Source organism: Fructilactobacillus sp. YLN 2412 (assembly GCF_059488745.1).
In genome coordinates, this window is record NZ_CM183165.1 from 652,042 (window position 1) to 675,134 (window position 23,093).

Annotated in this window: 21 protein-coding genes; 20 read left to right on the plus strand and 1 reads right to left on the minus strand. The window is 31.3% G+C overall.

Annotated features, from left to right (window positions below):
* Positions 1-21 precede the first annotated feature (21 nt).
* The 19 genes from AC0GLR_RS03150 to AC0GLR_RS03240 all read left to right on the plus strand — a co-directional run bounded on the left by AC0GLR_RS03150 (position 22) and on the right by AC0GLR_RS03240 (position 20,198).
* Positions 22-1,098, plus strand: coding sequence for a helix-turn-helix domain-containing protein (locus AC0GLR_RS03150; protein WP_495605318.1), 1,077 nt, complete (start codon positions 22-24; stop codon positions 1,096-1,098).
* Complete coding sequence (locus AC0GLR_RS03155) at positions 1,085-2,503, plus strand: RecQ family ATP-dependent DNA helicase (protein ID WP_495605319.1); 1,419 nt, start codon at positions 1,085-1,087, stop codon at positions 2,501-2,503. The genes AC0GLR_RS03150 and AC0GLR_RS03155 overlap by 14 nt, the downstream gene beginning before the upstream one ends.
* A gap of 51 nt (positions 2,504-2,554) precedes the next feature.
* Positions 2,555-3,325, plus strand: coding sequence for a LysM peptidoglycan-binding domain-containing protein (locus AC0GLR_RS03160; RefSeq protein ID WP_495605320.1), 771 nt, complete (start codon positions 2,555-2,557; stop codon positions 3,323-3,325).
* 18 nt (positions 3,326-3,343) lie between these two features.
* Positions 3,344-4,021, plus strand: a complete 678-nt coding sequence (cmk, locus tag AC0GLR_RS03165) for a (d)CMP kinase (protein WP_495605321.1) — start codon at positions 3,344-3,346, stop codon at positions 4,019-4,021.
* A gap of 86 nt (positions 4,022-4,107) precedes the next feature.
* Positions 4,108-5,328 (plus strand): 30S ribosomal protein S1, encoded by a 1,221-nt coding sequence (gene rpsA, locus AC0GLR_RS03170; RefSeq protein WP_495605322.1) that lies wholly within the window; start codon positions 4,108-4,110, stop codon positions 5,326-5,328.
* Positions 5,329-5,391: 63 nt separating this feature from the next.
* On the plus strand, positions 5,392-6,699 hold the full coding sequence (gene der / locus AC0GLR_RS03175; RefSeq protein ID WP_495605323.1) for a ribosome biogenesis GTPase Der: 1,308 nt from the start codon (positions 5,392-5,394) through the stop codon (positions 6,697-6,699).
* A 178-nt stretch (positions 6,700-6,877) separates the two neighbouring features.
* The gene (locus AC0GLR_RS03180) at positions 6,878-7,153 is read left to right on the plus strand and encodes an HU family DNA-binding protein (protein ID WP_054646161.1); all 276 of its coding nucleotides are present in this window, start codon (positions 6,878-6,880) and stop codon (positions 7,151-7,153) included.
* Between the two features lie 63 nt (positions 7,154-7,216).
* Complete coding sequence (locus AC0GLR_RS03185; RefSeq protein WP_495605324.1) at positions 7,217-8,479, plus strand: tetratricopeptide repeat protein; 1,263 nt, start codon at positions 7,217-7,219, stop codon at positions 8,477-8,479.
* Positions 8,480-8,599: 120 nt separating this feature from the next.
* Positions 8,600-9,811, plus strand: a complete 1,212-nt coding sequence (locus tag AC0GLR_RS03190; RefSeq protein ID WP_495605325.1) for a CCA tRNA nucleotidyltransferase — start codon at positions 8,600-8,602, stop codon at positions 9,809-9,811.
* A gap of 13 nt (positions 9,812-9,824) precedes the next feature.
* Positions 9,825-11,723: an ABC-F family ATP-binding cassette domain-containing protein gene (locus tag AC0GLR_RS03195; RefSeq protein WP_495605326.1), complete on the plus strand. Its 1,899-nt coding sequence runs from the start codon at positions 9,825-9,827 to the stop codon at positions 11,721-11,723.
* Positions 11,724-11,741: 18 nt separating this feature from the next.
* On the plus strand, positions 11,742-12,692 hold the full coding sequence (locus tag AC0GLR_RS03200) for a thymidylate synthase (protein ID WP_495605327.1): 951 nt from the start codon (positions 11,742-11,744) through the stop codon (positions 12,690-12,692).
* A gap of 9 nt (positions 12,693-12,701) precedes the next feature.
* On the plus strand, positions 12,702-13,193 hold the full coding sequence (locus AC0GLR_RS03205) for a dihydrofolate reductase (RefSeq protein WP_495605328.1): 492 nt from the start codon (positions 12,702-12,704) through the stop codon (positions 13,191-13,193).
* A gap of 11 nt (positions 13,194-13,204) precedes the next feature.
* Complete coding sequence (locus AC0GLR_RS03210; protein WP_495605329.1) at positions 13,205-13,426, plus strand: YozE family protein; 222 nt, start codon at positions 13,205-13,207, stop codon at positions 13,424-13,426.
* A 12-nt stretch (positions 13,427-13,438) separates the two neighbouring features.
* A complete protein-coding gene (ylqF, locus tag AC0GLR_RS03215; RefSeq protein ID WP_495605330.1) occupies positions 13,439-14,296 on the plus strand; it encodes a ribosome biogenesis GTPase YlqF in 858 nt (285 codons plus the stop codon).
* Between the two features lie 5 nt (positions 14,297-14,301).
* Positions 14,302-15,063: a ribonuclease HII gene (gene rnhB, locus AC0GLR_RS03220; RefSeq protein WP_495605331.1), complete on the plus strand. Its 762-nt coding sequence runs from the start codon at positions 14,302-14,304 to the stop codon at positions 15,061-15,063.
* 35 nt (positions 15,064-15,098) lie between these two features.
* Positions 15,099-15,974 carry a DNA-processing protein DprA gene (dprA, locus tag AC0GLR_RS03225; protein WP_495605332.1) on the plus strand — a complete coding sequence of 292 codons (876 nt, stop codon included), beginning with the start codon at positions 15,099-15,101 and terminating at the stop codon, positions 15,972-15,974.
* 88 nt (positions 15,975-16,062) lie between these two features.
* Positions 16,063-18,192 (plus strand): type I DNA topoisomerase, encoded by a 2,130-nt coding sequence (gene topA / locus AC0GLR_RS03230; protein ID WP_495605333.1) that lies wholly within the window; start codon positions 16,063-16,065, stop codon positions 18,190-18,192.
* A 50-nt stretch (positions 18,193-18,242) separates the two neighbouring features.
* Positions 18,243-19,163 (plus strand): tyrosine recombinase XerC, encoded by a 921-nt coding sequence (gene xerC / locus AC0GLR_RS03235; RefSeq protein ID WP_495605334.1) that lies wholly within the window; start codon positions 18,243-18,245, stop codon positions 19,161-19,163.
* A gap of 150 nt (positions 19,164-19,313) precedes the next feature.
* Positions 19,314-20,198: an aldose 1-epimerase family protein gene (locus tag AC0GLR_RS03240; RefSeq protein WP_495605335.1), complete on the plus strand. Its 885-nt coding sequence runs from the start codon at positions 19,314-19,316 to the stop codon at positions 20,196-20,198.
* A gap of 94 nt (positions 20,199-20,292) precedes the next feature.
* On the opposite strand, the gene plsY is transcribed toward AC0GLR_RS03240, so the two are convergent.
* The gene (gene plsY, locus AC0GLR_RS03245) at positions 20,293-20,916 is read right to left on the minus strand and encodes a glycerol-3-phosphate 1-O-acyltransferase PlsY (protein ID WP_495605336.1); all 624 of its coding nucleotides are present in this window, start codon (positions 20,914-20,916) and stop codon (positions 20,293-20,295) included.
* A 160-nt stretch (positions 20,917-21,076) separates the two neighbouring features.
* On the opposite strand from plsY, the gene parE reads away from it, so the two are divergent.
* Positions 21,077-23,038 carry a DNA topoisomerase IV subunit B gene (parE, locus tag AC0GLR_RS03250; RefSeq protein WP_495605337.1) on the plus strand — a complete coding sequence of 654 codons (1,962 nt, stop codon included), beginning with the start codon at positions 21,077-21,079 and terminating at the stop codon, positions 23,036-23,038.
* Positions 23,039-23,093: the final 55 nt, after the last annotated feature.

Sequence of the window (23,093 nt, forward strand, 5' to 3'; positions counted from 1 at the left end):
TTCTCAATGGTATAAAAATAAATGGATTTTAAAAATAAATTGGCGTTGTTTTTGTTAGATGAAAGACAAGCACGTCGAAAAAGATTGTTAGAAAATTTGGTAACTGGTAAAAAAACTGTTGCAACTCTCTATTGGTCATTGCGTTATGATTTATTAAAATATTTTGGCGTAGGACGTTATTTTGAAATATATAATTTTAGTTATGATGAACTTTTAGACCAAAATTTAATAAAAGCAGTTCCAAATAATTCTTTTATACTTACAAATAAAGGTAAGAAAGATAAAGCTGAATTAATGACAGTTATTCCAGATGACAATTGGTCAAGACAATTTCAAAAAATTGATATTATCCATTTTAAACAGCGATTTCTGCTTTTTATCCAAGTTGTTTCAGAATATTATCATGGTGAACGTCACTATTATGCTTTGGATATAAATCCAAAGCATAAACAGTTTGTAAAAAACTATTTTAAATCGTTAAAAAAAAACGACTTAAAACAAAAGATTAAAAATGAATTAACTGTTTTTTTATCTGAATTAGATAACAAAACTGCCTTGTTATTTGCATTTGAATTAATTGGTTACCATAATAATGGAAATACTATGGAACAAATTGCACAAAAATTAAATTTGGATCTTTTTGCAGTTTATTTTATCGATCTCTCGTTATTTTGTTTGTTTACTAAGCATGTTGAACAAAATTCAGATTCAGTTTTTAAACCACTTTTAAATGGACTAAATAAATCATTAGTTAATCAAAGTGCATTGAAAACTTTTAATTTATATGAAAAATCGCATAATATAAGCAAAATTATCAACCAACGAAAGATTAAATCTTCCACGATTTATGAACACTTATTGGAAATTGCAATTTGCTTGCCAATTAATAAATTTCCCTATTCAGATTTTGTTACAAAAAAAGATAAAGAATTACTTATTAATGAGTTGGGTAAAAAAATTGATACATGGAATTATGAAGATTTAACTGAAAATATTAAGCATAAAATTTCTTTTTTTCAATTTAGATTAATAGAAATTCTGCTTACTAAAAGAAATCTTGTAAATATAAACGGTGAAATTGAAATTGACGAAAATTAAAAGAATACTACAAGAAAAATTTGGGTTTTCTAAATTAAGGTCAGGACAAACTGATACTATTAATAAGTTATTAACTGGAAATAACGTTTTATCTGTTTTACCGACAGGATCTGGAAAAACTTTAATTTATCAGTTATTTGGTTATTTAGTTAATAAGCCAATTGTGATTGTTTCTCCATTACTTTCATTGATGAGCGATCAAGTTAATCGAATGAATTTTTTAGGTGAAAAAAAAGTTGTTGCATTGAATTCTAATCAGGATTGGGAACAAAAACAATTTGCTTTAAAACATCTAGAGCAATATCGTTATATTTTTATTTCCCCAGAAATGATTACCAACCAGCAAGTTTTACAAAAAATAAAACGTTTGTCCTTAGGCTTATTTGTAATTGACGAAGCACATTGTATTTCAAAATGGGGAATCGATTTTCGGCCTGACTATTTAGAATTAGGTAATGTTTTAAAAAAGCTTAGTTATCCACAAGTATTAATGTTAACAGCAACTGCGTCAAAAAAAGTACAAAATGATATTATTGAAAAGTTACAATTGAAAAATTATCAAAAAGTCATAAAAAGTGTTGATCGACCTAATATTTATTTGAGTGTGCATAAAACTCCAAATGAAGTTGAGAAGCAAAATTATCTTTTGGAAATTTTAAAAAAACTTAATGGACATGGAATTATCTATTTTTCTAGTAAAAAAATGGCTAATATAATGGCTGACATGATTCATAAAAAAATGGGGTTAAAAACAGCTGCGTATCATTCCGACTTAAACAGCGCTGATCGTTTTAAAATTCAGCATCAATTTATGGATAATGATTTACAGCTTATTTGTGCCACTAATGCGTTTGGAATGGGAATTGATAAATCGGATGTTAGATTTGTAATCCATTACCATATGCCACAGGATTTAGAAAGTTATGTTCAAGAAATTGGTCGTGCTGGACGCGATGGAAACAAAAGCTTAGCAATTTTATTATATGCAGAAGGCGACGAAAAAATTGCTGCAAACTTAATTGATCACTCACTTCCAACCAAAATGGAAATTACTTTTTATTTACAAAAAGAATATTCAAGAATCGGAGAATCACACAAAAATTTATTGGATTTTTATTTTAAACATGGTTTTAGTGTTGAACAAATTCAAAAAATTTTTCAAAATGAATTTTCTCAAAAAGAAAAAGAGTTGTTGAAAATGCTAGATTATATTCATTGTAATGGTTGTAGAAGAAAATTATTATTAGCGGATTTTGATGAAAAATTTGATTCTCATAACGAAATGTGTTGTGATTTTGGGGTAGAAAATAATATTGAGTTTTCATTATTTAAGCAACAAAATAATACGGAAAATTTAACTAATAATGAAAATAATTGGCAACAGATTATTAATGATTTACTGTAGATAACATTTAAAATGATATAATAAAATAAATAGTTTTTTGGAGGTTTTGATTTGAATAATAACGATAGTGAAAATAAAAAAAACAAACCATGGAATCAATCTTTTTCTGATGACCGTGATGAAAGTGGTAATTTATCTCGAACAGAATTACGGAAAAGTCAAAGTAATTTTAAAGTAATTGTTGCTGTTTTAATCTCAATTATTGTTTTAATTGCTATTTTTGCTTTAGCATTTGGAATGTCTAAGCAAAGCACAGTACAACAAACTTCTAAGGTAACAACTCATAAAAAAGTTGACAAGAGTCACAAAAAAAGTGATAAAAAGAATAAAAAAGATGAATCAAAAGTAAAATCTGATAAAAAGAAAGATTCTAAAACTACTACAAAGAGTGATAATACAGCTCAGACAGCAAAAACTGATACTAGTAATTATTCTCCATCAACAGCTAATACTACTAAAGTAACCCCAACTGCTTCACCAAGTACTAACTCAACATCTTCAAGTGGTACTGGTTTACATAATACTGGAACACCTTCTAATCAATCTAACCAGCAGCCAGCTCCAGCTTCAACTAACAATAGTGCAAATAATCAGTCGCCAAAACAACCTAACAATCAACAAAATTCTGCTGATAATAATCAACAAAATCCCCAATCTTCAAATAGTTCAGATGATTCTGCTAATTATGTTGTGGCAAGTAGCAATCAAGGAGTTTATCGAATTGCTAAAAATGCCGGAATCTCAGTGTCACAATTACAAAACCTTAATGGGTTAAATAATCAAAGTGTTATTAAACCAGGACAAAAATTAAAAGTTAAATAAAAATAGGGATTGATATAAATGCATAAAAAAGGGCTTCAAGTTGCGATTGATGGACCAGCATCAGCTGGGAAAAGTACGGTTGCAAAAGCTGTTGCTAAACGTTTTAATTACATATATGTTGATACTGGTGCAATGTATCGGGCAATAACGTTAAAAGCAATTGAAGAACATTTAAAATTAGATAGTGAAGTTAAAATTTTAGATTTATTGAAAAAAATTAATATTGAGTTTAAACCAGGAAATCCAGTACAACGTGTATATGTAAATGGACAAGAAGTTACTAACCAAATAAGATCAGAAAATGTTACCAATAATGTTTCAACAGTTGCAGCATTACCAACAATCCGCAAAGAACTAGTTAAACGACAACAAGAAATAGCTGCTGAAGGCGGGGTAGTTATGGACGGTAGAGATATTGGAACAACTGTATTACCAAACGCTGAAGTGAAAATTTTCTTAATCGCTAGTGTATCTGAAAGAGCAGAACGACGTTATTTGGAAAATAAAAAAAACGGAATCAATGTGTCTTTAACAGATTTAAAAAGAGAAATTGAGGCAAGGGATTATAAAGATTCACATCGTAAAATTTCTCCTTTAAAAAAGGCTAATGATGCCACGAAGATTGATACAACCGCAATGACAATTGAACAGGTTGTTAATGAAATTTCTGATTTAATCTCTAAAAAAATAGGATAAATTAAAACTTAAATATTATTTTACTGGTATTCTAAATCTATTTAAGATAAAATAAAGGTAGAGTAGTATCAAGGAGGAAATGTTTGATGAGTGAAGATGAAAACAAACAATTATTAGACGCACTTGACAATATAAAGCAAGTGAACGTTGGTGACGTAGTTAAGGGTGAAATTTTAGCCGTTGATAACGACCAACAATTAATGGTGGGAATTGATAACGCTGGTGTCGAAGGTGTAATTCCCCGCAAAGAAATTTCTGCAACTTTAGAAGATAACCCAACTGATGGATACAAAGTCGGTGATCAAGTTAAAGTTGTCGTTATTTCTAAGATTGGTGACGATAAAGAAAATGGTAGTTATCTTCTTTCTATTCGTCGTCTTGAAGCCCTTAAAATTTGGGACGAAATTAAAGATAAAGCAGAAAAAGGCGAAAATATTAACGTTAAAGTAACTCGTCCAGTAAAAGGTGGATTAGTTGTTAATGCTGATGGAGTTCGTGGATTCATTCCTGCTTCAATGATTACTGACCATTTTGTAAGTGACTTGAACCAGTATAAAGGTGAAGAATTAGAAGTTAAGATTATTGAGGTTGTTCCTGAAGAAAACCGCTTAATTCTTTCACATCGTGCAATTGCTGAAAAAGACCGTAAAGAAGCAAGAGAAAAGATTATGAACAGCATTAAACCAGGCGATGTAGTTGAAGGAACTGTTGCTCGTTTAACTAACTTTGGTGCTTTCATTGATCTTGGTGGAATTGATGGTTTAGTTCATATCTCAGAAATTTCTTACGATCATGTAAGTAAAGCTTCTGATGTATTAAAAGTTGGTGAAAAGGTTAATGTTAAAGTTCTTTCTGTAGAACCAGAACGAAACCGTATTTCACTTTCAATTAAACAATTACAACCTGGTCCATGGGATGATATTGAAGATAAAGCAGCTGTTGGTAGCGTACTTGAAGGTACTGTTAAACGGCTTGTAGACTTTGGTGCTTTTGTTGAAGTATTACCGGGTGTTGAGGGATTAGTTCATATTTCTCAAATTTCTCATAAACATATTGACAAACCAAGTGATGTACTTAAATCTGGCGAAAAAATCAACGTAAAAGTTCTTTCTATCGATCCAGATGATCATCGTTTAGCTTTGTCAATCAAAGCATTAGAAGAAAAACCAGAAGAAGATAACAGTGAAAAGAAGACTCCTAAGAAGAACGTTGATGATAATTCAACTTCTGATGCTCCAGAGGAAGAAAATGGATTTACTTTGGGCGATATTTTAGGAAAAGCCATTGATGACGATTCAGAAGAATAGTTTTTAATAAAAATCCTTCATTTTTATGGAGGCTTTTTTATTTTTTAGAGAAGGGGTGAAATTATGGCACAACCAACTGTAGCAATTGTTGGAAGACCAAATGTAGGAAAATCTACAATCTTTAATCGGGTTGCTGGTCAGAGAATTTCAATTGTTGAAGATACTCCTGGAGTGACACGTGATCGTATTTATTCACATGGTGAATGGTTAGGGCATAACTTTAATTTGATTGATACTGGTGGAATTGAAGTGTCTAATGAACCATTTATAAAACAAATTACAGCACAAGCAGAAATTGCCATTGATGAAGCTGATGTAATCATTTTTATGGTTAATGGAAAGCAAGGCATCACCGATGCCGATGAACGAGTGGCACAAATTTTATATAAATCTGATAAACCAGTTGTTCTAGCTGTTAATAAAATTGATAATTTTGAAAGTCGCGCTGATATTTATGATTTTTATGCATTGGGTTTTGGTGATCCATATCCAATTTCTGGAGCGCATGGCTTAGGACTTGGTGATTTGTTAGATGAAGTTATTAAAAATTTCCCAGAAGTTCCAGAAAATCAACCAGATGATAGCATTCGTTTTAGCTTAATTGGAAGACCAAACGTAGGTAAATCATCATTGGTAAACGCCATTTTAGGAGATAATAGAGTAATTGTTTCTGATGTGGCTGGAACAACTAGAGATGCAATTGATACTAAGTTTGTATATGATGGACAGAAATTTACGATTGTTGATACGGCTGGAATTAGAAAACGAGGCAAAGTTTACGAAAAAACCGAAAAATACAGTGTTATGCGGGCTATGAAAGCTATTGATGATAGTAATGTAGTATTGGTTGTTTTAAACGCTGAAGAAGGAATTCGTGAACAAGATAAACGAGTTGCAGGTTATGCTCATGAAGCTGGTAAAGGTGTTATCATTGTTGTGAACAAATGGGATACTTTAAAAAAGGATAATCATACGCAACAGCAATTTGAAGCAGATATTCGTAGTGAATTTCAATATTTAGCTTATGCACCAATTATTTTTGTTTCTGCAAAAACTAAGCAAAGATTAGAACGATTACCAAACTTAATTGAAAAAGTTGATGAAAATCATAATAAACGAATTAATTCATCAACTTTAAATGAAGTTATTATGGATGCTGTTGCGATTACTCCAACCCCTACTATAAAGACTAGAAAATTACGAATTTATTATGCAACTCAGGTTGCGACTGCTCCACCAACGATTGTGTTGTTTGTTAATGATCCAGAATTATTACATTTTTCTTATAAACGTTATTTGGAAAATCAAATTAGAAAAAACTTTGATTTTAAAGGAACACCAATTCATATCATCGCTCGAAGTCGAAAATAGTAATTTATAATTGGGATTAAAGTAAAATTAGTTATAATTGCGTTGCAATCGCGGTTTTCATGTGCTATCTTTAAATACGAAATGATGTTTGCATTATTTCATCTAGTTCCGCTACATAAGACTTGTAGGAGCTTAGAAGTCGGTGTTTTTTAAACATCTTTCAGGAGGTGAATCACTCATGGCCAACAAAGCAGAATTAGTAGATGACGTTGCTAAATCAACTGGTTTAACTAAAAAGGATGCAACTGCTGCCTTAGATGCAGTTTTTGATGCCATCCAAGATCAACTTGCTAAAGGTGAACGTGTTCAATTAATCGGTTTCGGTAGTTTTGAAGTTCGTGAACGTGCCGCACGTAAAGGTCGTAACCCACAAACTGGAAAAGAAATTGAAATTCCAGCAAGTAAGGTACCTGCCTTTAAACCTGGTAAAGCATTGAAAGAAGCTGTCAAATAATTATTTATTTGATATTTAGTCGGTTCGCATGTGCGGACTGGCTTTTTTGTTAGAGGAGATAATATGAGTTATTCAGAAAAAGCATTAGATGAATTACAAAAAAATAATTTAGAAGAATTTAAAAACAATTTTAGGGAAGCCTTAAAATCTGATAGTGATGAAATGCTTTTTTCACTGGCAGAGGAACTATATTCTTTAGGATTTTCAGACGATGCCTTGAAAATTTATAAACAGTTATTGGCAAAATATCCTGATGAAGATGAGATTAGAACTTATATTGCTGATATTTTAATTTCAAAAGATGAAACTGATGAGGCTTTAAATTGTTTGAACGAGATTAAGCCATCTTCGCCTTATTATGTTAATGCCCTTTTAGTAGAAGCAGATTTATATCAAACACAGGATTTGTTTGTAGTTAGTGAACACAAACTACTAGAAGCAGAAAAAATTGCTCCTGATGAAAACGTGATTAAATTTGCTTTAGCAGAATTATATTATTCAACTGGAAAATATAATCAAGCAATCCCTATCTATCTTGATTTGATAAAGCAAGGGGAATTAAGTATTTCAAATGTTAATTTAGTTGAACGATTAGGGGTTTGTTATGCACATGCGGGTAGGTTTGAACAAGCAATTGGTTATTTGGAACAAATTAAACCAATTGATATGACTCCTTCTGTGCAATTTGAAACTGGATTTACTTATTTACAATTGGGAAATTATAAAAAAGCGATTGAATTGTTTGAAATGTTACGTGATGCAGATCCTCAGTATGCTACTCTTTATGTTTATTTAGGACAGGCCTTTTCAAAAGATGGTAAGCCTGAAGAAGCACTAAGAACCTATCAAGAAGGTATAAGCGTTGACGAGTATAATGTTGCCTTATATTTAAAAGCAGCTGATACAGCGGCAGAATTGGGCAAATCAGAGCTAGTAACTGAATACTTGCAAAAAGGTAATCAGGCTAATCCACAAAATATGGCGGTTATTATTAAACTTTCAGATGTCTATCTTAAAGATGGCAAATATCAAGAAGATGTTGATTTTTTGAAGCCATATTTACAAGAACATGATGTTGATTCTCAAATCTATTGGGATCTTGCGATTGCTTATGATCATTTGGAACAAATTAAAGATGCTCAAGTATATTATGAAAAAGCATATCCGGATTTAAAAAATAATCCAGATTTTTTGAAACAATATATCCTATTTTTACGTGAGAATGGGCAGGTTGAAAAAACTATTGGTTTATTAAAGCAATATGTAAAATTGGAGCCTGGCGACGATGAAATGATCTATATGCTAGATGATTTAGAACAACAATAAAAACAAAGTGCTACATAATTATCATCTATTATTGATAACTAGTAGCACTTTTTCTTTGTTTAACCTCTTTTTGGTATAATGTAGATAACTATTATCTAGTAATGAAAGAAGGGTGCTTCTTTGAAAATTAAACATTTACCAGTTGAATTTATTGATGCCCGTAAAGTGTTGCAGGTAATCGAAAGACATGGTTATGAAGCATATTTTGTTGGAGGAAGTGTTAGAGATACAATCATTGGAATCCCAATTCATGATGTTGATATGGCAACTTCTGCTTACCCAGCTGAAATCAAACAAATGTTTAAACGAACGATTGATACTGGTATTGAACATGGAACTATTACAGTTATGTTTGATAATATTGGTTTTGAAATAACAACTTTTAGAACTGAAACGGGATATCAAGATTACCGTAGACCGGATAAAGTTAACTTTGTTAGATCTCTAAAAGAAGATTTGAAAAGACGTGATTTTACAATTAATGCCTTAGCAATGCGCGAAAATGGAGATGTAATTGATTTGTTTGATGGGGTCGGCGATTTACAACGACATTTAATTAGAGCTGTAGGAGACCCAAAACAACGTTTTAATGAAGATGCTTTAAGAATGATGCGAGCAGTTCGTTTTGGCAGTCAGTTGGACTTTACGATTGAAAGTGCTACTTTTAAAGCTATTAAGAAACATAGTGCTTTATTAAAAAAAATTGCTATTGAAAGAATTAATGTTGAATTTGTTAAAATGATGTTAGGTTGTGCACCGGGACGCGGAATTCAGCAAATGCTTGAGACAAATATGTTTAAAAATATCCCTTTTTTTAATCAATTTATTGTAAACTTAAAAGAATTAATTCATTTACCAATTGCAGAAAATATTGATAATGAAGAACAAGTTTGGTCATTATTTGCAATTGTATTAAAACTAAATTATGAACAAATAAAAAAGATGATGCGTTTGTGGAAATGTTCTAATAAAATGATTGAAACCACACTTGAAATTGTGATGGGGTGTAATGCCATCATTGGAAATAATTTGACTATTTGGACAGCTTATAAAATTGGATTAAGTAATTTATTAAAAGCTAATCAGGTAGCTGCGGTATTTGAAAATTCAATCATGCCAAAACAAATAAATGATTTATATCAACATTTACCGATTAAACATAAAAATGAATTAAAAATTAATGGTAGCATTTTAATAAAAAACGGATTTCATCCTGGACCAGATTTAGGTAAAGTCTTAAGTCAATTAGAATATGAAGTCGTTAATTTGCAAGTTAATAATGATATTGATCAATTATTAAAACGAGCAAAAAATATAAGTAATAATATGTAAATGAGGTAATTTAATGGTAGAAACATTAAGAGCGGAAAATTTAACAAAAACATACGGCGAAAAAAAATTATTTGAAGATTTGGACTTTACCATTAATGAACATGATCGAATTGGTTTGATTGGCACTAATGGAAGTGGAAAATCATCATTATTGAATACTATTTCTGGTATTGATAGTGATGTTACAGGTCAAATTATAACTTCTAAAACTTATCGTATTGGTTATCTAAAACAGCATCCTAAATTACCTGAAAATATGACGGTTTTAGATGCAGTTTTTTCTGGTAATCAAAGTGTTTTTCAAGTAATTAGACATTATGAAGAAACCTTGAATAATTATTCTAAACATCCAGATAATAAAGAATTTGAAAAGGCATATTTGAATGCTGAAGCTCATATGAATGAAAAAGACGCCTGGAATGCTGAAAGCCGTGTTAAAACTGTTTTAAACCAACTGAAAATTACTGATTTAAAGCAAAAAGTTGGGACGATGTCTGGTGGTCAACAAAAACGAGTTGGATTGGCTCAAGTTTTAATCCAATCTCCAGATTTGTTGTTATTAGATGAACCAACTAATCATTTGGACTTTGATTCAATTGCATGGTTAGAACAATATCTTGCAAAATATAAAGGTTCATTAGTAGTTGTAACGCACGATCGCTATTTTCTTAATCAAGTTGTTAATCATATTTGGGAGCTTTCATTTGGAGGATTATACGAGTATCCAGGTAACTATCAAACCTATGTTGCTAAAAAAGCTGAATTGGTTAATGAGCAACGGGATGCTAGCCATAAAGAACAACAGTTGTATAAACAAGAATTAAAATGGATGAAAACTGGTGCAAAAGCACGTTCAACTAAGCAAAATGCCCGGATTGAAAGATTCAATGATTTACAGGATAAAGTAAAGGAAGGTCTCAATACTGATGAAAATGTTGATATCAGCATGGGCCAACAACGTTTGGGTAAGAAAGTAATTGAAATTAAAAATGTTGATTTAAAAATTACTGATAAGCCAATTTTGAGAGATTTCAGTATGTTAATCCAGAATCAGCAAAGAATTGGAATTAGTGGAGAAAATGGAGCAGGAAAATCAACATTTTTAAACATGATTGCTGGCTTGATTCCAATTGAATCTGGAACTATCGAGATTGGGGAAACAGTTAAATTAGGTTATTATACGCAACAGATGGAATCAATTCCAGATGATAAGCGAGTCATAAGCTATTTAACTGATGTAGGACAAAATGTTGTTGATCAGGATGGCAATAAAATTAGCGTTACCAATTTAATGGAACAGTTTTTATTTCCCAAGTTTATGCATGGAACATTAATAAGAAAATTATCAGGTGGAGAAAAAAGAAGGTTATATTTACTGAAACTTTTAATGGAACAGCCTAATGTATTATTATTAGATGAACCAACTAATAATTTAGATATTGGAACGCTTACGGTACTTGAAGATTATATTAATCATTTTAATGGAACAACAATTACTGTTTCACATGATCGTTATTTTCTAGACAAAGTTGCCGACCAATTGTTGATTTTTGACGGTAACGCAAAAATTGAAAGATATACTGGTGTATTTACTGATTATTTGGATAGTAAAAAAGAATCTAATCAAAATAACAATAAAATTAAAAATAAGAAAAGTTCAATTTCTAATAAAATTAAAATTGATTCAAAACAAAAAACTAAGCTTACCTATGCAGAAAAGTTAGAATGGGATAAGATTGAAACTAAAATTGATCATAATGAACAACAGATTAGTGAAGTTAAATCTTTGATGCAAGAAAATGGAAGTAATTATGACAAATTAGCTGATTTGCAAAAACAATTAGAAGAACTTAATCATGAATCAGAAAATTTGATTAGCAGATGGGAATATTTAAGTCAGTTTATAGATTAATATTTAAAAGGAGTTAATATGCTAGAAGACGCATATCTGAATTTAGCAAAATTTATCTTGGAAAATGGTCAAAAAAAAGAAGATCGGACTGGAACCGGAACAATTAGTTATTTTGGTTATCAGATGCGTTTTGATTTATCTGAAGGCTTTCCCTTATTAACTACTAAGAATGTTCCGTTTAGATTAATTAAAAGTGAACTTCTCTGGTTTTTACGGGGTGATACCAATATTCGTTATTTGTTGCAAAATAATAATCATATTTGGGACGAGTGGGCATTTAAAAAATGGGTTAATTCTCAAGATTATCATGGACCGGATATGACAGATTTTGGATTACGTGCTCAAAATGATTTAAAATTCAAAAAAGAATATTTAAAACAAAAACAAATATTTTGTGAAAAAATACTTGATAATAAAAAATTTGCTTCTAAATATGGAGATCTTGGGCTAGTTTATGGAAGCCAATGGAGAAATTGGAAAACTAGTACAGGTAATACTATTGACCAAATTGAAAGTGTCATTCATACGATTAAAAATAATCCAGATTCAAGGCGAATGATTGTGACTGCTTGGAATCCAGAAGATGTGGATAATGTTGCATTGCCACCATGTCATACCATGTTTCAATTTTATGTAAATAATGGCAAGTTAAGCTGCCAATTATATCAACGAAGTGCAGATGTATTTTTGGGAGTTCCATTTAATATTGCTAGTTATGCTCTATTAACTAACTTAATTGCAAAGGAATGTGGATTAAAACCTGGATATTTTATCCATACTTTGGGTGATGCACATATTTATTTAAATCATATTGAACAAATTAAAAAACAATTAACTAGAAAACCATATCAAGCACCTAAATTATGGTTAAATCCAGACAAAAAAAGTATTTTTGATTATAATATTGATGATATTAAAATTGAAAATTATCATCACCATAAGCCTATTAAAGGGTCAGTCGCAGTATAGGAGAAATTAATGTTAGCTTATATATGGGCAGAAGCAAAGAATCATGTGATTGGAAAAAATGGGAAATTACCGTGGAATATTCCCGATGATATGAAATTTTTTAAAGATCAAACGTTAAATCATCAAATTTTAGCAGGTTATACTACTTATAAAAGTTTTGGAAGACCATTGCCACATCGTAAAAATTTAGTTTTAACTCATCGTAATCCAAAACAATTTCCATCAAATGTAAAAATATTTGATGATGAGAAATCTTTTTTGCAATATGCAAATAACTATGTAAACGATATTATTTTTGTTGTGGGTGGAAGACAAGTTTATGAATCTTTACTTCCATATGTGAGTTTATTGTATCGTACATCTATTGATAAAGAAGTTGATGGAGATACAAAAATGGTTCCAATTGATTATTCAAAATTTGAAAAAATAAAAGAAATTCCAGGAAAAAACAATTCAGAATATCCTCATCAATTTGATATTTTTAAACGTAAGGAAAATTAGAAGGAGTAATTGTGCGTAAAAGTTTTTATGAATATTTAATGACAGAAAGAAATCCTGATAGCTACGATGAAATTGCACAGTTTGCTAATAATGCTTTTTTCGATCAGACCTTTCCAAAACATGAAAATGATTTCCAAAAATTATCTAAATATTTAGAAGAGAATGCTGGATATTTGCCATCTATGACGATTTTTGATGATGCGTGGCAAAAATATTTAGCTTACCTTGATTAGGGAGTTTTCAAAATGAAAAGTAATATTCAATGGTTTCCTGGACATATGGCAAAAGCAATCAGACAATTTGAAGAAAACACCGTGTTAGTCGATATTGTCTTTGAATTAGTTGATGCTCGTATTCCATATACTTCTATTAATCCTGAGGTAAAAAGAATTAGTAAAGATAAGCCCCGTTTGATGATATTAACTAAGTCTGATTTGGCTGATCCTGATTTAACTAATAGATGGATTTCATATTTCAAAAGTCAAGGTATCGATGCAATTTCAATTGATTCTAAAGTTAATGGTGTTAGAAAGAAAATTGAAAGTGCGGCTAGAGAAATTTTAAAAGATAAATTACGTGCTAAAAATGAAAAAGGGGTTGAACGCAAGTCGATCAAAGCGATTTGTGTTGGTGTTCCAAACGTTGGTAAATCAACTTTATTAAATCAATTAATTAATAGACGTTCTGCTCCAGTTGGAAATCGTCCTGGGGTTACTAAGGGGCAACAATGGCTCACATCTAATGGACGTTTGGAATTACTCGATACACCTGGTATTTTGTGGCCTAAGTTTCAAAGTCAAGAGATTGCAGAAAAGCTAGCATTGACAGGGGCAATTCGAGAAAAATCTTACCATAGCGATGATGTTGCTCTTTTTGCTTTAGATTTTTTTAAAAAGCACCATCCAGATGAGATTATTAAAAGATATCATTTAACTAATTCTGACTTAGATTTGAATAATCCAGATTTATTATTGAAAATAACTGAAAAAATTGGCATGCGTGATGATTATGACCGCGCTTCTGATCGAATCATTAATGATATTCGTAAGGGTAAATTAGGTCGTTACACACTTGATGAACCCAGTGAACTTATTAAGGAATAATATTCATGAAAATCACAGAAATTGCTAAACAATTTAAGCGGGTTAATAACTTATCAGACCCGCTTTTTTTGTTATATAAAAATGATCCCCGTAAAGGGGTTCAAACTATTGTTCGAAAAGCATCTAATAGAATCATTAAAAATGAGAAAAAAATTAATACATTTCATGAACGATTTCGTTATGAAACTATGATTTGGGAAAAAGGCGTAACTTATATTGCTGGGGTAGACGAGGTTGGAAGAGGTCCTTTAGCAGGCCCGGTAGTGTCTGGAGCAGTTATTATTCCTAAAGATTTTGATGTTATTGCAGTAAATGATTCAAAAAAGTTAACGGATCAACAACGTCGTGATTTATTTCCATTGATAAAGCAAGAAGCATTGAGTTACAACTGTGCTAAGATTTCAAACCAAGTTATTGATGATGTTAATATCTATGAAGCAACCAAAATTGCAATGAAACAAGCTATCGAGGGACTTTCTATAACTCCAGAACATATTATTGTAGATGCAATGCCAATTGATATTGACATACAGCAAACAAGATTGATTAAAGGAGATACAAAATCAATTAGTGTTGCGGCTGCTAGTATTATTGCTAAGGTAACTCGAGATGATTTAATGATTAAATATAGTCAAAAATATTCAGAATATGGATTTGAAAAAAATGATGGATATGGAACTAAGCAACATTTGGCTGCTTTACAGACATTTGGAGCAACTCCAATTCATCGAAAAAGTTTTGCACCAGTCAAAAATTTAAAATCATAAAACACGTATCTGTCTAAAAAGATGGAGTGTTATTTATGAATAAAAGAGAATTATTACTAAGAATTAAATTATGTTCTGGAATTGGTCTTAAGGGAGAAAATTTAGTCTATGACTGGATTAAGCAATATGAAATATCAAATTTATCACTTGCAGTTTTATGTGAAAAGATTTGTCATTTATTAAGTGAAAATCGGTTGAGAACGCGAAGCTTTAAAATTAATTTTTCAAGTTCTGAATTGGATAAACTAGTAAAAAATAATCAACAGCAAAATTGGATTTCAATTTTAGATAATAGTTACCCAAAACAATTGAAAGAAATCTATCTTCCACCGATTATTTTATTTTATGCAGGAGACATTAATATTTTAACCAAAAGATCAATGCTTGGAGTGGTTGGATCACGAAAATGTTCTAAGTATGCGATTTCTGCTATGAAAAAAGCGATTACTTACAAAGTAACTAATTATTTTGTGGTTGTTTCTGGTTTAGCTGCTGGGGTTGATACATTGAGTCATCAAATTACCTTGGCAAACCAAGGTAAAACAATTGCAGTTTTAGGGACGGGATTAGATTGTTATTATCCATATTCTAATCAAAGACTGCAGCAACAATTAATGTCTGCGCAATTAGTATTATCTGAATATGGCTTAGGTGATGGTCCGAGAAAATTTCATTTCGTGGAGAGAAATCGAATTATTGCTGGATTAAGTCAAAAATTATTAGTTGTAGAAGCACGAGAAAAATCCGGTAGCTTAATCACTGCGAGTTTAGCATTACGAGAAAATCGTGAAGTTCTAGCAATTCCTGGTAATATTGATAGTTATTATTCAACTGGAGCAAACGAATTGATTGCCGCTGGAGGCCAGCCTTGTTTAGATGAACGAGATCTGTTAGGCAGAGTTGTTATTTGACAGCGTAAAAAAACTGCAATATGATGTGTTAGAATTTAAACGGATTTTTACGCATTATATATGTAGAAAATTTATGAGGGATGAATTAATGGCCACAAGTGCTACAACTTTAAAACCAACTAAGAAAAAAACAACTAAACGAAAAAAACGTAATGCCAAAAAGAAATTAGTAATTGTTGAATCTCCGGCAAAAGCTAAAACAATTAGTAAGTATTTAGGACGTACTTATAATGTTATTGCTAGTAAAGGTCATATTCGTGATTTACCTAAAAGTCGAATGGGTGTAGATATTTCAGATGATTATAAACCTGATTATATTTCAATTCGTGGTAAGGGCGATACAATTAAAATGTTAAAAGCAGAAGCAAAAAAATCCAAAGAAATCTTCTTGGCTTCTGATCCTGATCGTGAAGGGGAAGCAATTGCATGGCATGTTGCGCATGTATTAAATTTAGACGTTACTGATAAAAATCGAGTTACTTTTAACGAAATCACTAAAGATACTGTTAAAGATGCCTTTAAGCATCCTAGAACAATTGATATGAACTTGGTAAATGCACAACAAGCTCGAAGAATTGTTGATCGCCTAGTAGGATATTCAATTTCCCCAATTTTGTGGAAAAAAGTAAAAAAAGGATTAAGTGCAGGACGTGTTCAATCAGTTGCATTATGGATTGTTATTCAACGTGAAAGAGAAATTAAAGCTTTTAATCCTGAAGAATACTGGACAATTGATTCAGTGTTTAAAAAAGGACGTTCAAAATTTAAGGCTAATTTTCATGGTTTAAATGGTAAAAAAAAGAAATTAAGTAATAATGATGACGTCCAAGATATTTTAAAACGACTTGATCCTAAAGGTGATTTTAAAATTAATGACGTGAAAAAAAGGGAAAAGAAACGACAACCTCCGCTTCCATTTACTACTAGTACGATGCAACAAGATGCTAATAAAAAATTGCATTATAAAACTGGTAGAACCATGATGGCGGCTCAACAACTTTACGAAGGCATTAATGTTGGAAAAGAAGGTAGTCAGGGTTTAATTACCTATATGCGTACAGACTCTACTCGAATTTCTTCAATTGCTAAGCATGAAGCTGCTGAGTTTTTGCACAAGGAATATGGACCAGAATATGCTGCTAATCATCCTAAAAAAGGTAAATTACCTGAAGGTTCACAAGATGCTCATGAAGCTGTGCGTCCAACTTCAGCCTTTAGGACACCTAAAAGTATTGAAAAATACCTGACAAAGGATCAATTTAGATTGTACTCTTTAATTTGGTCCCGGTTTATAGCTAGTCAAATGACTCCAGCGGTAGTTGATACAGAAACAGTTACCATTGAACAAAATGGAGTTGATTATCGTGCCAATGGATCAAAAATGAAGTTTGAAGGATATTTAAAAGTTTATTCTGCTGGAAAAGAAAAAGACAATATTTTACCAGAATTAAAAAAAGGTGATGTTGTTAAATTAGATACTAATAATCCAGACCAGCATTTTACTCAACCTCCAGCTAGATATACTGAAGCAGCATTAATTAAAACCTTAGAAGAAAATGGTGTCGGAAGACCATCAACTTATGCTCCAACTTTAATGACGATTCAAAAACGTTATTATGTAAAACTTGATGCTCGACGTTTTGTACCAACTGAATTAGGTGAGATTGTCAACACTTTGATTGAAGAATATTTTCCAGATATTGTTAACGTAGATTTTACCGCTGATATTGAAGGTAAATTGGACGAAATTGAAGAAGAAAAACGTAAATGGGTTGCAGTAGTTAATCAATTTTATCAGCCTTTTTCCAAGGAAGTTACTTATGCAGAAAAAGAAATGGAAGACGTTCAGATTAAAGAACCATTAGCAGGTTTTGATTGTGAAATATGTGGATCTCCAATGGTAGTTAAAATGGGAAAATATGGGAAGTTTTTTGCTTGTTCCCGTTTCCCTGATTGTAGAAATACTCAAACTATTGTAAAAGAAATTGGGGTTAGTTGTCCTAAATGTCATGAAGGACAAGTTATTGAAAGAAAAACTAAACGTAAGCGTATTTTTTATGGTTGTTCTCGATATCCTGATTGTGATTTTGTTTCTTGGGATAAACCAGTTGGTAGAGATTGCCCTAAATGTGGTCATTTCTTAGTTAATAAAAAAGTTCGTGGTGGCTGGCAAGTTATTTGTCCTGAAGGTGATTATGAAGAAGATGTAATTAAATAATAAAAAAGACTGTTCTAGTGAGCAGTCTTTTTAAGATATTGAGGAAAATAATGAAAAGAGATAATCAGAGTCTAATCGATTTATTTATTAAATATATTGTTAATGAAAGACAATATTCTAAAGATACTGCTCGTGCTTACCATGATGATATTTTTGAATTTGATCAGTTTTTAATTGCCTCAGGAGAACCTAAAGCTTTTAGAAAAGTTGACAGTTTTGATGTTGAAGTTTTTTTAGGTCATTTGCATGATCTTGGCGATAATAACAATACAGTTTCAAGAAAAACTTCTTCTTTACGTTCTTTTTATAATTTCTTAATTAATAATGAACTGGCCTCAGATAATCCTTTTTCATATGTTCATATAAAAAAACATTTGAATCATCTTCCGCGTTTTTTTTATGAAAAAGAATTAGAAAAGCTATTTCAAACAGCTAAAAAAAATAAAAATATTAGTTTAGCAAAACGTGATTTAGCTATTTTAGAAGTTTTATATGGTTCAGGACTACGAGTAAGTGAATGTGCGAATTTAACAACTAATCACGTGGATTTAGATAATAATATGATGTTAGTTCTTGGTAAAGGAAATAAGGAACGTTACATTCCTTTCGGGAGTTATGCTAATAATGCCATTCGTGACTATTTGGATAATGCTCGTAAGCCAATTATGAAAAAATATCAAAAGGAACATAATTATTTATTTATTGATTATCATGGAGATCATTTAACTAGTCGTGGTATTGAATATATTTTGGATAAAATCATGAAAAAAAGTGGGATGAATAGTAGCATTCATCCACATATGCTTCGTCATACATTTGCTACAGAAATGCTAAATAATGGAGCAGATTTAAGAACAGTTCAAGAATTATTGGGTCATGCTAATCTTTCAAGCACACAAATTTATACACATGTTACCAAAGCGAAATTATTAAAAAATTATCAACAATTTTTTAAACGATCTTCTAAGTAGTAAAGTTAAAAACTGATTAATACTTATTAATAATTTAACTTTTCTAATAGGAGTAAAATAAGATAGAATAGTAAATATACTTAAGTTTTAGTCAGAAACATACTCAATATTTTTATTTAGGAAATTATATTTCACTTTGGGGAGATTTAGATGACGGTAATTTTAAAAAATAATCAATTAAATGTGAAAATCGACGAAAAAGGTGCTGAGATAATTTCAGTTACTAATGATGAACTCCTTGAGTATATATGGAATGCCGATCCTCACCATTGGAAGCGACATGCACCAATTTTGTTCCCAATTGTAGGAAGACTACAAAATGATGAATACAATTATGATGGAACAGTTTATAAAATGTATCAACATGGATTTGCCCGTGATAGTGAATTTGAAGTTGTGGAACATACGGATACAAAAGTTGTGTTTTTATTACAACCAAATGATGAAATTAAGCTTCATTATCCCTTTAAATTTAAATTATATGTAACCTATATTTTAAAAGGTAATGATTTAAGTGTTGATATGTTGGTTAAAAATGAAGATCATCATTCAATGTATTTTTCAATTGGAGCTCATCCCGGTTTTAGAGTTCCTTTGTGCCCCGAGAAAGAATCATTTGATGACTATTTGGTTACGATTATTCCAGATTATCAGTATTCATTGGTTAGTTTAAATAAAGATGGATTAACAACTGACAATGTACAAAATAAAGCAGGATTTACTGATCCACTTCAAATTAGTCATCATTTATTTGCTGAAGACGCGAAAATATTTGATGTTTCTAAAAACAAAAAGACGACTTTTAAAATTACTTCTAACAAAGGAAAACATGGAGTTGCGGTTACAGCTTATAATAATCAATACTTTGGATTGTGGTCAACGTATCCACAAAAGTCGGATTTTGTTTGTGTTGAACCATGGTGGGGAATTGCTGATTCAGAAGGAAGTACTGGATTTATTAAGGATAAAAAAGATATTAGTAGATTACGCTGTGGGGAAGATTTCTATGCTAAGTTTACAATTAAATTCTTTTAGAAATGAATTAAATTTATAAATTTTTAAATAAAAACCTCTCAATTTAGTAATTAATTTGAGAGGTTTTCTTCGCGGTCAAAACAGCAACTATTATTTAATGGTTTTTTAAGTATTTTAAATACCAATAATATAAACCAAAGGGAACGATATTTTCTTGTCCATGAATGATTTTTTTAATGTTATTACGGTGCCTGTAAAAAATAAATATTGTTAATACAAATGCTAAAATAGTTAAAGCTGTATCATGTGTGAAGTAGGCTGCAATCACAATTATGACAAAACCAAGCATACTTCCCAAACTAACCATACTAGTTACAAAAATACAGATGGCAAAAGCAGCAGCGGCGATCCAAAAAAAGCCAAAATTATATGCCATTAACATTCCAGCACTTGTAGCAACAGCTTTTCCACCTTTAAAGTGATCAAAGATAGAAAATGTGTGTCCTAATACGGCTGCCACACCAAAAATAAGTGGATACCATGAACTTATTCCAAATTGTGTTGGCAACCATGTTGCAAGATAGCCTTTCCCAATATCTAAGATGGTTACAATAGTTCCAGCTAGCGGCCCTAATACTCGAAAAGTGTTAGTTGCTCCGATATTTTTAGAACCATGTCTTCTGATATCAACATGAAAAAATAATTTTCCAATCCAGATACCACTTGGTATTGATCCTAAAAGATAAGCAATAATTAAAAGAGATACTAACTTAATCATTTTTCCTCCAGGTTTTATTAATTAATTAACAAAAATAATTTTAGCATTAAATTAAAGAATAAAACAGTTGAATATTGGTAATCATTGTTAATTCAATGAGTGTTTGCAATCATTTTTAAATCAGTTATTATAAATATTGGACAAAAAGGAGCTTTGCGAAATGACGAAACAAAATAATTCACAAAAATATGATGCTTCTTCCATTCAGGTTTTACATGGATTAGAAGCAGTTCGAAAACGTCCCGGAATGTATATTGGTTCAACCGATGCTAGAGGATTACATCATTTGGTTTATGAAATAGTTGATAATGCGGTCGATGAAGCAATTGCAGGTTACGGTGACGAGATAAATGTAACAATTCATGAAGATGATAGCGTTACTGTTGAAGATCATGGTAGAGGAATGCCAGTTGGAATGCATTCATCAGGTAAACCCACTCCAGAAGTTATTTTGACTGTTTTACATGCTGGAGGAAAATTTGGTCAAGGTGGATATAAAACCTCTGGAGGGTTACATGGGGTTGGCTCAAGTGTCGTAAATGCTTTATCAAAACAGCTAACCGTTCAAATTGTGAGAGATCATGAATTATACCAAGAAGATTTTGAAAATGGCGGTAATCCAGTTGGAACATTACGTGATTTGGGAAAAACTCAAAAATCTAACGGAACATTAATTACTTTTAAGCCTGATCCGGAAATTTTTACCACTACTGTATATAATTTTGATACCTTAGCTGTGAGATTACGTGAGTCTGCATTTCTTTTAAAGGGAGTTAAAATATCTCTAATAGATGAACGACCTGGTAAAGAAAAACAAGAAATTTTTAAGTATAATGACGGAATAAAAGAATTTGTTGAATACTTAAATGAAGGCAAGAGTACATTAGGAAATGTACTTTATTTTGATGGTAAAAAAGATGGCATTGAAGTTGAAGTAGCTAGTCAATATAATGATGGCTATACTGAGAATATGCTTTCTTTTGTCAATAATGTTAGAACTAAAGATGGTGGTTCCCACGAAGCTGGTTTTAGAAGTGGTTGGACGAAAGCATTTAATGAATATGCCAGAAAAGTTGGTCTTTTAAAAGAAAAAGATAAAAATTTAGATGGTAATGATGTTCGTGAGGGTTTGACAGCTGTAATTGCTCTTCGTGTCCCTGAAGAAGCCCTTCAATTTGAGGGGCAAACTAAAGAAAAACTAGGAACACCAGAAGCTAGATCCATTGTTGATAGTGTTGTTTCGGAACAATTGTTATATTTTTTAATGGAAAATGGCGACTTTGCTAATACATTAGTACAAAAGGCTCTAAAAGCCCGTAAAGCTCGTGAGGCAGCTAAAAAAGCTCGTGATGAAACTCGCCATGGTAAAAAGAAAAAGAAACGTGAACGATTATTATCAGGAAAATTAACCCCCGCACAATCAAAAGATACTAGTAAAAATGAACTTTTTTTGGTTGAGGGTGATTCCGCTGGTGGCTCTGCTAAGCAAGGTCGAGATCGAAAACATCAAGCTATTTTGCCACTTCGGGGGAAAGTTTTAAACACTGAGAAAGCTAGCACTGCTGATATTTTGAAAAATGAAGAAATTAGTACCATTATGTATACAGTTGGAGCTGGCTTAGGTAATGAGTTCATTTTAAAAGATGCTAATTATGACAAAATTATTATTATGACTGATGCTGATGATGATGGAGCTCATATTCAGATTTTATTATTAACCTTTTTTTATAAATATATGCGTCCCATGATTGAAGCTGGAAAAGTATATGTAGCTCTTCCCCCACTTTATAAACTACAAGAAGGTAAAGGAAAAAAAGCTAAGATTGAATATGCGTGGACTAATGAAGAGTTAGATAACCTTAGAAAAGATTTTCCCAAGGGAATGACCTTACAACGATTCAAAGGTCTTGGAGAAATGAATGCCGATCAATTATGGGAAACAACAATGAACCCTGAACATCGCACTCTGATTAGAGTACAAATTGATGATGCAGTTATTGCTGAGAGACAAGTTTCAACGTTAATGGGTAATAAAGTTGAGCCTAGAAGAAATTGGATTGAAAATAATGTGCAATTTACGCTTGGCGATGAAGGAAGTATTTTAGATAAAACTAATAGTTAATGGGAGGTGAATTTTTTGGTAAAAAAATCAGAAATTAAAGATTTATCGCTTGCAT

Coding starts and splice junctions, on each gene's coding strand:
- AC0GLR_RS03195 (WP_495605326.1), top strand. CDS start 9,825: ATGGTAGAAACATTAAGAGCGGAAAATTTAACAAAAACATACGGCGAA.
- topA (WP_495605333.1), top strand. CDS start 16,063: ATGGCCACAAGTGCTACAACTTTAAAACCAACTAAGAAAAAAACAACT.
- xerC (WP_495605334.1), top strand. CDS start 18,243: ATGAAAAGAGATAATCAGAGTCTAATCGATTTATTTATTAAATATATT.
- parE (WP_495605337.1), top strand. CDS start 21,077: ATGACGAAACAAAATAATTCACAAAAATATGATGCTTCTTCCATTCAG.
- rpsA (WP_495605322.1), top strand. CDS start 4,108: ATGAGTGAAGATGAAAACAAACAATTATTAGACGCACTTGACAATATA.
- AC0GLR_RS03205 (WP_495605328.1), top strand. CDS start 12,702: ATGTTAGCTTATATATGGGCAGAAGCAAAGAATCATGTGATTGGAAAA.
- cmk (WP_495605321.1), top strand. CDS start 3,344: ATGCATAAAAAAGGGCTTCAAGTTGCGATTGATGGACCAGCATCAGCT.
- rnhB (WP_495605331.1), top strand. CDS start 14,302: ATGAAAATCACAGAAATTGCTAAACAATTTAAGCGGGTTAATAACTTA.
- AC0GLR_RS03180 (WP_054646161.1), top strand. CDS start 6,878: ATGGCCAACAAAGCAGAATTAGTAGATGACGTTGCTAAATCAACTGGT.
- der (WP_495605323.1), top strand. CDS start 5,392: ATGGCACAACCAACTGTAGCAATTGTTGGAAGACCAAATGTAGGAAAA.
- AC0GLR_RS03150 (WP_495605318.1), top strand. CDS start 22: ATGGATTTTAAAAATAAATTGGCGTTGTTTTTGTTAGATGAAAGACAA.
- dprA (WP_495605332.1), top strand. CDS start 15,099: ATGAATAAAAGAGAATTATTACTAAGAATTAAATTATGTTCTGGAATT.
- plsY (WP_495605336.1), bottom strand. CDS start 20,916: ATGATTAAGTTAGTATCTCTTTTAATTATTGCTTATCTTTTAGGATCA.
- AC0GLR_RS03200 (WP_495605327.1), top strand. CDS start 11,742: ATGCTAGAAGACGCATATCTGAATTTAGCAAAATTTATCTTGGAAAAT.
- AC0GLR_RS03185 (WP_495605324.1), top strand. CDS start 7,217: ATGAGTTATTCAGAAAAAGCATTAGATGAATTACAAAAAAATAATTTA.
- AC0GLR_RS03240 (WP_495605335.1), top strand. CDS start 19,314: ATGACGGTAATTTTAAAAAATAATCAATTAAATGTGAAAATCGACGAA.
- ylqF (WP_495605330.1), top strand. CDS start 13,439: ATGAAAAGTAATATTCAATGGTTTCCTGGACATATGGCAAAAGCAATC.